The sequence below is a fragment of the Microbacterium paraoxydans genome (genome assembly GCF_900105335.1).
GTDB lineage: Bacteria > Actinomycetota > Actinomycetes > Actinomycetales > Microbacteriaceae > Microbacterium > Microbacterium paraoxydans.
The window spans coordinates 3,011,264-3,023,857 of sequence record NZ_LT629770.1; the positions used below are offsets into that span (position 1 = coordinate 3,011,264).

Genomic DNA, 12,594 nt, shown 5'->3' on the forward strand with positions numbered 1-12,594 from the left:
GCATCCGCCATGACCGACACCCCCACCCCCGACGCCGCCCGCATCCTCGACATCGCCACCGGCTACATGGCCGCGAAGCAGCTCTTCCAGGCCAGCCGCATCGGGCTGTTCGCCGCCGTCGCCGCGGGCGCCGACACGGCCGCGGCGCTCGCCGAGCGCTGCGGGGTGAGCGAGCGGATCGCCCGGCTGCTCGCCGACGCCCTCGCCGCGAAGGGTCTCCTCGTCCGGACGGAGGGGCGCTACGCCCTGGCTCCGGACGCCTCCGCCTACCTCACGGGGGAGGACGCGGTCATCGACCTCGCTCCGTTCCTCACGTTCCTCGACGAGATCAGCTACCCGCACTGGCTGCAGTTCGCGCACACGGTCGACACGACCGAGCCCGGCGACCTGCAGATGGACGACGCGCGGTGGGGCACGTTCATGGCCGGCGTCATGACGTACAACCGCCTGCACGCGCAGGAGTTCGGCCGGCTCGTCGAGCTCGCCGGCGCGACCAAGGCCCTCGACTTCGGTGGTCTGTCCGCTGAGTTCGCCCTCGCCGTCATGGCGCGCAACCCCGAGCTGCACACGACGTTCGTCTACGCCCCGGGATTCGAGGACGGCGTGGCCGAGGCGGTCGAGGCGGCGGGCGTCGCCGACCGGGCTGCCGTCGAGGTGGGGGACACGGCGACTGCGGCCCCCGAGGGCGCCTACGACGCGGTGTTCGCCAACCACGTCATCCACCGCTTCTCCGCGGAGGAGAACGCGCAGATCTTCCGCCGGCTCCGTGCCGCAGCGGTCGAGGGGGCGACGCTGACCGTGCTCGACTTCTTCCTCGACGACGAGGACGAGCAGCGCGCGCTGGACGCCCTGCACGCGGGGGAGTACCTCGTGATCGACGGCACCGTCGTGTACCCGGAGTCGCAGGTCCGTGGCTGGCTGACGGACGCCGGCTGGGCGGTGCGCGACACCGTCGCCCTGCCGGGGAGCCCGCGCGTGCTCCTGGCCACCGCGGTCTGACGACCGCGGTTCGAGACTGGTCCGAGGGGGATCAGAGGCGGGCGGCATGCGTGAACATGCCGCCCGCCGTTTTCGTGGCTCGGGTGGTCAGTCGCGCGCGAACACCGTGCGGCCGTCGACGATGGTGCGCTCGACCCGAAGGTCGGCGAACGGGCGCCCCGGGGTGCACGGATCCTCATCGAGCACCGTGATGTCGGCGACCTTGCCGGGCTCGAGGGTGCCCTTCCAGCTCGCGGCGCCGTCCTGGATCGCGGCGTCGGCCGTCATCGTGCGCAGCAGCCGGCGCCGGGTCGCGGCGTCGTCCGCCCGGCCGTCGGCGGCGAGGAGGGCGAGGGAGGCATCGAGGCTGGGGCGCCAGTCCGGCGTGGCGATCGGGGCGTCGCTGGTCACGGTGGTCAGCGCCCCGGAGGAGAGCATCTCGGCCAGCGGCCACGCCGCGGCGACGCGGGCCTCGCCGAGCTGCACGGCCGCCCAGGAGTGCGTGTGCGCGGCGATGAGGGGCTGCACGGCGAAGCCGACGCCGAGGCGTTCCGCACGGCGGATCTGCGCGGGGGTCGCGAGGTCGCCGTGCACGATGTGGTGGGGTGCCGGCGGCGGGGGTGTCCGGCCGTGCCGTTCCAGTGCGGTGAGGAACTCCTCGATCGAGCGGTCGCCGGTGGCGTGCACCGCGATCTGGAGGCCGCGACTCGCGGCCAGCGCGATCATCTGCTGGAAGGCGCTGAGCGGATCCGCATCGCCGCGCGTGAGGAGGTGCCCGGTCGTCCCGTCGGGGTAGGGGGCCGACGTCCAGGCGGTGGCCATCGGCGGGATACCGTCGGCGAAGATCTTCACGCCGGGGATCGCGAGCCAGCGGGGGTCGGTCGACGGGGGCGGCACCGGGAGTCCGGCGGCGAAGTCCTCCAGGGAGCTCTCGCCGTCGATCGTCCCGAACAGGCGCAGCAGCGTGACGCGCGAGGTCTGCGCGCCCTCCCGGTGCAGCTGCACGTACGCGTCGAGCATGTCGGTGCCGAAGCAGCCGGTCTCGCCGTCGTCCTCCCCGGGGCCGATGCCCGGCTCCGTGTAGCTGGTGATGCCGAACTCCGCGAGCAGTGCCCAGGCCCGGCGCAGGGCCGCGTGTCGTTCGTCGGCCGTGGCCACGAGGCGGCCGGTGGGCTGCTCCTCGGGTGGGGTGTCGGAGAAGAAGAGGTGCGGCCAGCGCGCGCCCAGCCAGGCGGCGTGGAGGTGGGCGTCGTTGAGGCCGGGGATCGCGGTGCGACCGTCCAGCTGCACGATCTCGCGGGCCGGGAGGGCTTCGGCGGCGGCGTCGGTGGCGACGATCACCCCGTCCCGGACGGCGATCGCGGTGGCGACGGAATCGGTGGCGTCGACGGTGTGGATGCGGCCGCCGCGGAGAAGGAGGTCGGCGTCGTCGCCGAGGAGTGCGCTGCTCATTATTCCACCAGTGTAGACGTAAAACTCTCGCGCACGGGAGGCCACGCGCCGGCCGATTCGGCGCGTGGTTCCGCGGCTTGTACCCTGGAGTCATCCCCCGAACACCCCGGCAACCTCGTGCGCGCCGGCGACCTCGGCGCGCGCTCACACATGCAAGGACGCAGATGAACGATTCCGCGGCACACCGCGACGAATGGACGGCGAGCGAAGAGCTGGCGGAGCGGATGATCCCGCTCATCGGGGCTCTCAAGCGCGAGCGCGACGTGGTCACCTCGTTGCACGGTCATCGCCTGCTCGGCCTCTCGGCCACCGGCGTCGTCGAGGTGCACGAGCGCGTGGCCCAGCTCGGACACGAGCGCCTGGCGGTCGAGGACAGCCTGGCGGTGCTCGAGGGCATCCACGCCCTGGCCCCCGGAGCCTCGTCGATCGACGTGGCCCGCCTCGTGGAAGGGCACGCCTCGAGTGGACGCCCGCTCGGGGAGTACCTGGCCGAGACCCTGGCCCCGGCCGTCGGCGCGGTCCCGGCACCGCCGACCGACGTCGTGCTCTACGGCTTCGGGCGCATCGGCCGCCTGCTGGCCCGCATCCTCATCGCGCACACCGGCGGGGGGAGCGGACTCCGGCTCCGCGCCATCGTCGTGCGCCGCGGTTCTGAGAACGACCTCGTCAAGCGTGCGTCGCTGCTGCTGCGCGACTCGGTGCATGGCCGCTTCGCGGGCTCGGTCACGGTGGACGAGGACGCCGAGCAGATCATCGCCAACGGCACGCGCATCCAGGTCATCTACTCCGACGACCCGGCGGCCGTCGACTACACGGCCTACGGCATCGACGACGCGATCGTCGTCGACAACACCGGCCGCTGGCGCGACGAGGCCGGACTCTCCCAGCACCTCCGCGCGAAGGGCGTCGCCCGCGTGCTGCTGACCGCCCCCGGCAAGGGCCCGCTGAAGAACATCGTGCAGGGCATCAACGACGACACGATCACCGAGGAAGACCGCATCGTCTCCGCGGCGTCGTGCACGACCAACGCCATCACCCCGGTGCTCGCCGCGATCGACGAGGCCTACGGCGTCGTGAAGGGTCACGTCGAGACCGTGCACTCGTTCACGAACGACCAGAACCTCATCGACAACTTCCACAAGGGCGACCGCCGCGGTCGCTCCGCCGTGCTGAACATGGTCATCACCGAGACCGGGGCGGCGAAGGCCGTGGCCAAGGCTCTGCCGCAGCTCGAGGGCAAGCTCACGGGCAGCGCGATCCGCGTCCCCACGCCGGACGTCTCGCTCGCGGTGCTGCACCTCACACTGGAGCGCCCCGCCACCAAGGACCAGGTCAACGACTACCTGCGCCGGGTCTCGCTGCACTCGAAGCTCCGGCAGCAGATCGACTACGTGGAGAGCCCGGAGGTGGTCTCCACGGACTTCGTCGGCTCGCACCGCGCGGGCATCGTCGATGGCCTGGCCACGATCGCCGACGAGGACACCCTCATCCTCTACGTCTGGTACGACAACGAGTTCGGCTACTCCTGCCAGGTGATCCGGGTGCTGGAGACCATGGCGGGTTCGCACCCCGTCGTGCTCCCCGCCCGCCGCGAAGTCACCCTCTGACCCCCTCCCGTCGACCCACCCCCTTCCGCTCGACCCGGCCCCCTACGTGCGAACGCAACGGGCCGGGGCACGCGAAAGGGGGTGGGTCGCGGCATGATGAGGGGCATGAAGACCTCACGATGGCGGGAGGAGCGGCTGCGGTTCCAAGGGCTCACGGCGCCGGAGGCGGACGTGGCGGGGGCGGCGGCGCGGCTGCTCGCGGTGCAGAGCCAGGACTTCACGGCCGGACGGTGGGCGCTGGCCCTGCGGACGAAGGGCGACGTACGGCTTCGTGACGTCGACGCCGCGTTCGACCGTGGGGACCTCGTCCGGGCCTGGACCATGCGGGGGACGCTGCACACGATCCCCGCGCGCGACCTCGGCTGGGTGCTGGAGGTCACGGCCGCGCGACAGCAGCAGCAGGCGGCCTCCCGACAGCGGCAGCTCGGCATCGACGACGACATGATCGACACGGTGGTCCGGGAGCTCACGCCGCGGCTCCGTGACGGCGGCCTCACCAGGGGCGAGATCTTCCCGGTGCTCGAGGGCATCGGCATCGACCCCTCGGGGCAGCGCGGCATCCACCTGCTGTTCGCGCTGACGGTCTCCGGCGTGCTCGTGCAGGGGCCGGTCGTGCCGCGGGAGGGCATCACGCGGGAGCAGCGGTTCGTGCTCGCGGCGGACCACATCCGCGATCACGCCCACCCGGAGGACCCGCTGGCCGAGCTGTTCGTCCGCTACGTCGAGGGACACGGGCCCGCCGGGGTCGCGGACTTCGCGTGGTGGTCGGGGCTGACGCTCGGGCGGTCCAGGGAGGCGGCGGAGCGCGCGGCGACACGGGTGACCGAGGCCGACGACGGGGTCTTCGTCGGCCGCACCCCGCCCCGGCGCGCGGCAGGCCGTCCGGCCGTGTTCGCCCTCGGAGCCTTCGACGAGTACTACATCTCCTACGCCGACCGCACCGTCGTCTGTGACCCCGAGTACCTCGCCGCCGTCGGACCGGGGAAGAACGGGATGGTCCGGGCGACCGTCGTGGAGCACGGCCGCGTGATCGGCTGCTGGACGCACGCCGCCGCCGCCCACACCACCCCTCCGGAGTTCTTCACTGCACCCGAGGACCCCGCCGCCGTCACCGCCGCCCTCGCCCGCTTCGCCGGGTTCCTCCCCTGACCCCTCGTCGACCCACCCCCTTCCGCGCCTCCCGGCCCCTTACGCCCGCGCGTAACGGGCCGGGGTGGACGCAAGGGGGCGGGTCGACGTCACTCACTCGCGTGGCGACCGAGGAAGTTGTAGACCTCGTTGTCGTCCACGCCGGGGAACATACCGCGGGGGAGCGGCGAGAACATGTGGGTGTGCACGCGGGCGCTCGGCCATGCCCGGCCCTTCCAGCGCTCCGTGAGCTCGGCCGACGGGCGACGGCAGCACGCCTCGTCGGGGCAGGTCGACACGGCCCTGTCGTTCGTCTCGCGTCCTCGCCACCACCGGGCGTCGTCGAACGGCACGCCGACCGTGACGGAGAACTCGCCCTCGCTCGACGACCCGGTCTGCGTGGAGCACCAGAACGTGCCGGACGGGGTGTCCGTGTACTGGTGGTGCTCGACGGTGCGGTTCTGCTCCGTGAAGGCGGAACGGGCCTGGAACTTCCGGCACACCCGCTGTCCCTCCACGGCTCCCGTCACGTCCATCGGCAGCGGCAGGTCGTCGTTCTCGTAGACGCGGGTGATGGCTCCGGTCGAGTCGACGCGCAGGAAGTGCAGCGACACGCCGAGGTGCTGCGTGAGCAGGTTGGTCATGCGCATGCCGGCGGCCTCGTGCGTCACGCCGAACCCGTCGCGGAAGTCCTCCACCGCGAGGTTGCGGTCCTTCTTCGCCTGCTGCAGGAAGGCCACCGCGGCGGTCTCCGGCATCAGGCAGCACGCCGCGAAGTAGTTGATCTCCAGGCGCTGCTGCAGGAAGTCGGCGTAGTCGGTCGGCGGCGTGTGCCCGAGCAGGCGGTGCGCCATCGCCTGCAGTGCCATGGACCGCAGGCCGTGTCCGCCGGGGATGGATGCCGGGGGCAGGTAGATGCGGCCGTTCTCGAGGTCGGTGACGGAGCGCGTCGAGTGCGGCAGGTCGTTGACGTAGATGAGCTCGAAGCCGAGCTTCTCGGCCATGATGCTCACGGTGCGGTGGGTCAGGGCGCCCTGCGAATGGCCGGCCGCCTTGAGCTGCTTCTCCGCGAGCTTCTCGATGTCCGGGAGGTAGTTGTTCTGCGCGCGCATCCGCAGGCGCAGCTCCGTGTTGGCGCGACGGGCCTCCTCAGGGGTCGCGATGGCCTCACGCTCGCGGCGCTGCAGCTCGCGGTGCAGCCCGAGGATGGACTCGATGGTCTCGTCGCTCATGCCCTTCGTGACCCGGACGGGCGAGACCCCGAGTTGACGGAAGACCGGACTCTCCTGCGCCCGCTCCAGCTCGATCTCCAGGGCCGCGCGTCGATTCGGCGGCTCGCCGGAGATGAGGTCGGTCACCTCCGTGCCGGTGGCCTGCGCGATCGCCTGGAGGAGGGAGAGCTTGGGCTCGCGCTTGCCGTTCTCGATGAGGCTGAGCTGGGAGCCGGCGACCCCGACGACGGCTCCGAGCTCGTCGAGCGTGTAGCCCTTCTCCAGGCGGCGGTGCCGGATGCGGTGGCCGAGGGTCGTGAGGTGGATGCCGGAGGACGCCATAGTTTGAGTCTATCGAAAGAACCGTGATTCTTATCGCTCGATTTGGCCGAAAGTCCGCGCCGAGGGCGAAGAAGATGGAAGCAACGCCCCACACTTCGAAGGAGCAGTCATGGCCATGGCCGAAGTCCTCACCCCTCGCACGTCCCCTGTCGCCCCGACGCGCACGTTCGGCACCGCCCCCTCCTACGACACCCCTGCGATGGCGGGACTCGCCGCCTGGGTCGAAGAGATCCGCGCGCTCACCCAGCCGGACGCCGTGCACTGGGTGGACGGCTCGCGCGCTGAGAACGACTGGCTGCTGCGCGGACTCGTCGACGAGGGCAAGCTCATCAAGCTGAACCCCGAGTGGCGTCCCGGCTCGTACCTGGCGCGCTCGCACCCCAGCGACGTCGCCCGCACCGAGGCCCGCACCTTCATCGCCTCGGAGCGCGAGGAGGACGCCGGCCCCACCAACAACTGGGCCGACCCCGCCGAGATGCACACGAAGATGGACGAGATCTTCGAGGGCTCGATGCGCGGTCGCACGATGTACGTCGTGCCGTTCTCGATGGGTCGCGTCGGCGGCCCCCTCTCGCACATCGGCGTGCAGATCACCGACAGCGCCTACGCGGTCGCGTCGATCGGCATCATGACCCGCGTGGGCGACGAGGTCACCCGCCAGATCGCCGAGGGCGCGCCCTGGGTCAAGACCGTGCACTCCGTCGGCGCTCCGCTGGAGCCGGGCGAGCCGGACGTCGAGTGGCCCTGCAACGACGATAAGTACATCGTGCACTTCCCGGAGACGCTCGAGGTGTACTCGTACGGATCGGGCTACGGCGGCAACGCGATCCTCGCCAAGAAGTGCTTCGCGCTGCGCATCGCGTCGGTGATCGCCCGGGACGAGGGCTGGCTCGCCGAGCACATGCTCCTCATCCGCGTGATCGATCCGCAGGGCAAGGCGTACCACGTGGCCGCCGCGTTCCCGTCGGCCTGCGGCAAGACCAACCTCGCGATGCTGCGTCCGACGATCCCGGGCTGGAAGGTCGAGACCCTCGGCGACGACATCGCCTGGATCCGTCCCGGCGAAGACGGACGGCTCTGGGCGATCAACCCGGAGGCCGGCTTCTTCGGCGTCGCGCCCGGCACCGGAGAGTCGACCAACGTCACCGCGGTCGAGACGCTGTGGGGCAACACGATCTTCACCAACGTCGCGCTCCGTCCCGATGGTGACGTGTGGTGGGAGGGCCTGACCGACGAGGCGCCTGCGAACCTGATCGACTGGGAGGGCAACGACTGGACGCCCGACTCCGGTCGTCCCGCGGCGCACCCCAACTCGCGCTTCACCGTGTCGGCGGCCCAGTGCCCGCAGATCTCCGAGGACTGGGAGGAGGCCGTGCCGCTCGACGTCATCCTGTTCGGCGGACGCCGCGCGAGCAACGTGCCGCTGGTCGTCGAGGCCACCGACTGGACGCACGGCGTGTTCCTGGGCTCGAACATCTCCTCCGAGCGCACGGCAGCAGCCGAGGGCACGGTCGGCGAGCTGCGCCGCGACCCCTTCGCGATGCTGCCGTTCTGCGGCTACAACATGGCCGACTACTTCGGTCACTGGCTGAAGGTCGGCCGCGGCCTGCGGTTCGACCGTGCACCGCGCATCTTCCAGGTGAACTGGTTCCGTCGCGGAGCGGACGGCCGGTTCCTCTGGCCCGGATTCGGCGACAACTCCCGCGTCGTCGACTGGATCATCCGCCGGGTGGCCGGTGACGTGCCGGCGGTGGACAGCCCCATCGGACGCCTGCCGCGCGTGGAGGACCTCAACCTCGACGGCCTCGACATCCCCGCGGAAGACCTCGACGAGCTCTTCTCGGTCGACCCCGAGGCGTGGAAGGCCGAGGCCGACCTCACGGAGGAGTTCTACGACACCTTCGGCGACCGCGTCCCGGCCGCGCTGCGCACCGAGCTCGCGTCGCTGCGCTACCGCCTCGCGAAGGCCTAGCCCCCAAGACCGGTGCCGGTTCGGGGGAGCCGGCACCCTCGGCCTTCGGGTCGAGACAGACCCGCGAAGGCGGGGCATCAGAGACGAACCCATGGCTGAGTGGTCTCCGACGCCCCGCCTTCGTGGCACCCACTTCCGCCGAGACCCCGGTTTCGCGTCGAGACCCCGCCCCGCATACGTGCGGAAGGCGGGGTCTCGGCGGAAACGCGGGGTCTCAGCGGCGGGTAGGGGGTAGGGGGTAGGGGGTAGGGGGTAGGGGGGGGGGAGGGGGGAGAGGGGGTCAGGCGAGGAGCTGGTGGCGGGCGAGGTCGCGGTAGAGCGGAGTCGACTCCACGAGCTCGGCGTGGGTGCCCTGTCCGACGACCACGCCGTCCTGCAGCACCACGATGAGGTCGCTGTCGACGACGGTGGACAGACGATGCGCGATCACGACGAGCGTGCGGTCCGTGGCGACCGCGTCGATGGCCTCGCGCATGCGCTGCTCGTTCACGCCGTCGAGCGACGAGGTCGACTCGTCCAGCAGGAGGATCGGGGCGTCCGTGAGGAGTGCCCGGGCGATCGCGAGCCGCTGCCGTTCGCCGCCGGAGAGCATCACGCCGTCCTCACCGACCGGAGCGTCGACCCCGAGGGGGTTCCGCTCCAGCACGTCGCCGAGGTTCACGGCGCGGAGCACGCGCTCGCAGTCCGCATCGGTGGCGCCGGGGGAAGCGAGACGCAGGTTCTCGGCGAGGGTGCCGGCGAGGGTCGGGGCGTCCTGCTCGACGTAGCCGAAGTGCGCGCGCAGCTCGTCGCGCGCGTAGGTGCGGGTGTCGTGTCCCTTCAGGCGGATGGAGCCGCCCGTCGGGTCGTAGAAGCGCTCGATGAGGGAGAGGATGGTGCTCTTCCCCGCCCCGCTGGGACCGACCAGCGCCACCCGTGCCCCGCGTGGGACCGCGAACGACACCCCGCGGAGCACCTCGTGGTCCTGCGGGTCGACGGCGGCCTCGGTCTGCTCCAGGTGCGCATCGGCGAGCAGGGTCTGCGCCTCCCTCGCGGCGGCGCGGCGGGCGGCGACGACGTTCTCCGGGTAGCGGAACCGCACGTCGCGGAACTCCAGGGCGGGGGCGTCCGCACCGGGCTCCTCGTCACGGGGCAGAGCGGCGGCGGTGGCGGCGTCGTCCTGGGTCTCGGTCGGCAGGTCGAGGACCTCTTGGATGCGGCCGAGCGCGCCGAGGGCCTGGTTGACGGAGGTGATCGCGCCGAACGTCGAGGCGAGGGGCATCACCAGCAGGAAGAGGAACATCACGAACGAGATGAGGGCCGCGATCGAGATGGCTCCGGCGGCGACGCGGAAGCCGCCCACGCCGAGCACGACGAGCAGGGAAAGCTGGAGGGCGATGCCGGCGACCGGCACCACGAGCGAGGAGATCTTCGCGATCCGCACGCCGATGCCATAGGCCTCAGAGGCCCGCTCCGTCACCGCCGCGGTCTCCCGCTCGGTCGCGCCCGAGGCCCGGATGGTGCGGATGGACCCGACGGCCCGCTCGACGCCCGAGGCCAGCTCGCCGACCTTCTCCTGCTGGGCGGTGGACGCCGTGCGGATCCGGCCGCTGAGGGCGACGACGACCACGACGGAGACGCCGATCACCACGACGATGAGCAGCAGCAGCACGGGGTCGATGAGCAGCATCGCGATCAGCGCCCCGGCGAAGAGGACGACGTTGCCGACCGCGTCGGCGAGCCCCTGCGTGAGGACGGCATAGAGGAGCGTGGTGTCGGTGCCCACACGGGAGACGAGGTCGCCGGTGCGCCGTGCGTCGAACTCGGACGTCGGCAGGTGAAGGATGCGGGCGATGAGCTTGCGGCGGCTGGAGTAGACGACCGCGGTGCCGGTGCGCTGCAGCAGGTAGTGCTGGAACCCCGAGATGATCGACGACACGATCACGAAACCGACGAGCAGCCACACGAGCACGCCGATCGTGCCGTCGGATTGCACGGCCTCGATGACCTGGCCGACGAGGAGGGGCTGCACGAGGGAGGTCGCGGCGCCGAACACGCTGAGGACGGCGACGACGACGAGGGTGCGCTTGTGCTCGAAGAGGAAGGGGAGGAGCTGGCGGAAGGTGGCGCGGGGCCCGTCGGCCGGTGCGCCCCGTCCGCGTCGGCGTGCTGTCGCCGTGCGGGACATGGGGGACCTCGATCTGGAGATGGTACTTCGACCGTACTCGGGGGACGGTCGTTTCCTATGGGGCGGCTGTATGGGCTTAGGTGCGACCGAAGCGCCGATGTGCCGCCTGCTTGGTGACGCCGAGGGCACTCGCGATCGCCTGCCACGAGTAGCCGCTCGTGCGGGCGCGACGGACCTGCGCCTCTTCGGCGCGCGCGAGCTCCTTGCGCAGCGCGGCCAGGCGGTGGAGTTCGGCGAGGGGTTCGCCGCCTTCGGCCGCGGCGATGGTGGTCGGTTGAGACATGGGGACCTCCTTCGCGTCAATATTCGTTGACGCGGCGGGCCCGCGTCAAGAAGTGTTGACGCGCACTTTGTCCACAGCACGGCCTCGCCCGCATGTGGAGCGCATGCGATGCTGACAGGATGGCTCGCATGCTGCAAGTGAGGAACCTGCCCGATGAGGTTCACGCCCGGCTCAAAGAGCGTGCCGCGGCGGAACGCATGAGCCTGTCGGACTACGTCGCGCGCGAGTTGGAAGACCTCGTCCGGTACCGCAGCAATGCCGCGCTCCTCGAGGCGTCGCGGGCACGGGCGCGCGCGGCCGGCGTCTCCCTGACGCGCGAGGGCATCCTCGCCGCCCGTGATCGCGAACGGGACGAGCGCGAGTGAGCGGGACGTCCGAGGCGGTCGTGCTCGATGCCTCGGCGGCGATCGAGGCACTGCTCGGCGAGGAGGTCTGGGCGCACGGCGAGGAGTTCCATGCACACGCGGGTCTCGATATCGAGGTCCTCTCCGTGCTCCGACGCCTCACGATGCGGTCCTCGATGCCGGCGCATGCCGCTCGTGAGGCTCTCGACGCGTTCGGAGCGCTGGAGATCACCCGCCATCCGCTGCGTCGTCTCATCCCACGGATCTGGACGCTGCGCGAGGACGTCTCCGCGTACGACGCCGGTTATGTCGCGCTCGCCGAGGCCCTCGACGTCCCTCTGCTCACGGCCGATCACCGGCTGGCGAAGACGGCGGCCCGGTACTGCGACGTCGTGGTGCTGTGAGCACCCGGCCAGGCGAGAACACCCCACCCGCTCCGAGACTAGGGTGAGCGGATGCCGGAGAAGTGGATACTGTTCGACGTCGGCGGCGTGCTCGAGGTCGTCGACGATGACGCCTGGCAGGACCAGTGGTGGTCGCGCTGGTGCCGTGAGGCTGATGTCACGCGCCAGGAGGCGGACGAGCGCCTGGCAGCCGCGGCGCTTCCGAGAATCGACCTCGAAGCGGGAGTAGCTGAGGCGTTCTGGGAGGGACTCGGGGCGGTGCTGCGTCTCGACAGTGACCGCCAGGCGCAGATGCGTGCGGAGTTCTGGGATTCCTACTGCGGTCATGCCGACTCGGAGCTGATCGCGCACGCCGCGACGTTGCGGGGAAGGGCGAGGGTGGCGATCCTCTCGAACTCGGCGGACGGCGCGCGCGAGGAGGAGGAACGGCGCTACGGGTTCTCTGCGGTGTTCGATCCCATTTGTTACAGCCACGAGCTGGGAGTGGCGAAACCCGACGCCCGGGCGTACCGCAGCGCGCTCCAACGGATGGATGCGGCCCCGGAGGATGTCCTCTTCATCGATGACCACGTGGAGGCCGTCCGCGGCGCCCGTGAGATCGGAATGTCAGCGCTCCTCCACCGGAGCACCCCGCAGACCGTAGCCGCGATCGAGCAGTTCCTCCGGGCCTGAGCGCACCATGACAGCGAACGGCGCCCGTGTCCGA

At 71.2% G+C, this 12,594-nt stretch carries 11 protein-coding genes; 7 read left to right on the forward strand and 4 right to left on the reverse strand.

Annotated elements, in window-relative coordinates; translation table 11 throughout:
* The first annotated feature begins 9 nt into the window (after nt 1-9).
* The gene (locus BLU02_RS14720) at nt 10-999 is read left to right on the forward strand and encodes a methyltransferase family protein (protein ID WP_060922413.1); all 990 of its coding nucleotides are present in this window, start codon (nt 10-12) and stop codon (nt 997-999) included.
* Between the two features lie 87 nt (nt 1,000-1,086).
* Here the strand turns inward: BLU02_RS14720 and BLU02_RS14725 are convergent, their stop codons facing one another.
* Nucleotides 1,087-2,430, reverse strand: coding sequence for an amidohydrolase (locus BLU02_RS14725; protein ID WP_083371033.1), 1,344 nt, complete (start codon nt 2,428-2,430; stop codon nt 1,087-1,089).
* A 164-nt stretch (nt 2,431-2,594) separates the two neighbouring features.
* Between BLU02_RS14725 and BLU02_RS14730 the strand changes: the two genes are divergently transcribed.
* Together BLU02_RS14730 and BLU02_RS14735 are read left to right on the forward strand one after the other, a co-directional pair.
* Nucleotides 2,595-4,037, forward strand: a complete 1,443-nt coding sequence (locus tag BLU02_RS14730; protein WP_060923347.1) for a glyceraldehyde-3-phosphate dehydrogenase — start codon at nt 2,595-2,597, stop codon at nt 4,035-4,037.
* A 105-nt stretch (nt 4,038-4,142) separates the two neighbouring features.
* Nucleotides 4,143-5,186 carry a winged helix DNA-binding domain-containing protein gene (locus BLU02_RS14735; RefSeq protein ID WP_060923348.1) on the forward strand — a complete coding sequence of 348 codons (1,044 nt, stop codon included), beginning with the start codon at nt 4,143-4,145 and terminating at the stop codon, nt 5,184-5,186.
* A gap of 89 nt (nt 5,187-5,275) precedes the next feature.
* On the opposite strand, the gene BLU02_RS14740 is transcribed toward BLU02_RS14735, so the two are convergent.
* Complete coding sequence (locus BLU02_RS14740) at nt 5,276-6,718, reverse strand: XRE family transcriptional regulator (RefSeq protein WP_060923349.1); 1,443 nt, start codon at nt 6,716-6,718, stop codon at nt 5,276-5,278.
* Nucleotides 6,719-6,827: 109 nt separating this feature from the next.
* Between BLU02_RS14740 and BLU02_RS14745 the strand changes: the two genes are divergently transcribed.
* Nucleotides 6,828-8,690, forward strand: a complete 1,863-nt coding sequence (locus tag BLU02_RS14745) for a phosphoenolpyruvate carboxykinase (GTP) (protein ID WP_060923350.1) — start codon at nt 6,828-6,830, stop codon at nt 8,688-8,690.
* Nucleotides 8,691-8,970: 280 nt separating this feature from the next.
* Here the strand turns inward: BLU02_RS14745 and BLU02_RS14750 are convergent, their stop codons facing one another.
* Both BLU02_RS14750 and BLU02_RS14755 read right to left on the reverse strand, forming a co-directional pair.
* Nucleotides 8,971-10,857, reverse strand: coding sequence for an ABC transporter ATP-binding protein (locus BLU02_RS14750; protein ID WP_060923461.1), 1,887 nt, complete (start codon nt 10,855-10,857; stop codon nt 8,971-8,973).
* Nucleotides 10,858-10,933: 76 nt separating this feature from the next.
* Entirely contained in the window at nt 10,934-11,140 is a 207-nt protein-coding gene (locus BLU02_RS14755; protein WP_060923460.1) for a hypothetical protein, read from the reverse strand.
* A gap of 119 nt (nt 11,141-11,259) precedes the next feature.
* On the opposite strand from BLU02_RS14755, the gene BLU02_RS14760 reads away from it, so the two are divergent.
* Genes BLU02_RS14760 through BLU02_RS14770 form a run of 3 tightly spaced genes read left to right on the forward strand, consistent with a single transcriptional unit; the run spans nt 11,260 to nt 12,560 of the window.
* Nucleotides 11,260-11,505, forward strand: coding sequence for a FitA-like ribbon-helix-helix domain-containing protein (locus BLU02_RS14760; RefSeq protein ID WP_157547063.1), 246 nt, complete (start codon nt 11,260-11,262; stop codon nt 11,503-11,505).
* Entirely contained in the window at nt 11,502-11,888 is a 387-nt protein-coding gene (locus tag BLU02_RS14765; RefSeq protein WP_082750168.1) for a type II toxin-antitoxin system VapC family toxin, read from the forward strand. The genes BLU02_RS14760 and BLU02_RS14765 overlap by 4 nt, the downstream gene beginning before the upstream one ends.
* A gap of 51 nt (nt 11,889-11,939) precedes the next feature.
* A complete protein-coding gene (locus tag BLU02_RS14770) occupies nt 11,940-12,560 on the forward strand; it encodes an HAD family hydrolase (RefSeq protein ID WP_231919589.1) in 621 nt (206 codons plus the stop codon).
* Nucleotides 12,561-12,594: the final 34 nt, after the last annotated feature.

Excerpts from the sequence above, each read along its gene's own strand:
- BLU02_RS14720 (WP_060922413.1), top strand. The coding sequence starts at position 10 with ATGACCGACACCCCCACCCCCGACGCCGCCCGCATCCTCGACATCGCC.
- BLU02_RS14725 (WP_083371033.1), bottom strand. The coding sequence starts at position 2,430 with ATGAGCAGCGCACTCCTCGGCGACGACGCCGACCTCCTTCTCCGCGGC.
- BLU02_RS14730 (WP_060923347.1), top strand. The coding sequence starts at position 2,595 with ATGAACGATTCCGCGGCACACCGCGACGAATGGACGGCGAGCGAAGAG.
- BLU02_RS14735 (WP_060923348.1), top strand. The coding sequence starts at position 4,143 with ATGAAGACCTCACGATGGCGGGAGGAGCGGCTGCGGTTCCAAGGGCTC.
- BLU02_RS14740 (WP_060923349.1), bottom strand. The coding sequence starts at position 6,718 with ATGGCGTCCTCCGGCATCCACCTCACGACCCTCGGCCACCGCATCCGG.
- BLU02_RS14745 (WP_060923350.1), top strand. The coding sequence starts at position 6,828 with ATGGCCATGGCCGAAGTCCTCACCCCTCGCACGTCCCCTGTCGCCCCG.
- BLU02_RS14750 (WP_060923461.1), bottom strand. The coding sequence starts at position 10,857 with ATGTCCCGCACGGCGACAGCACGCCGACGCGGACGGGGCGCACCGGCC.
- BLU02_RS14755 (WP_060923460.1), bottom strand. The coding sequence starts at position 11,140 with ATGTCTCAACCGACCACCATCGCCGCGGCCGAAGGCGGCGAACCCCTC.
- BLU02_RS14760 (WP_157547063.1), top strand. The coding sequence starts at position 11,260 with ATGGCTCGCATGCTGCAAGTGAGGAACCTGCCCGATGAGGTTCACGCC.
- BLU02_RS14770 (WP_231919589.1), top strand. The coding sequence starts at position 11,940 with ATGCCGGAGAAGTGGATACTGTTCGACGTCGGCGGCGTGCTCGAGGTC.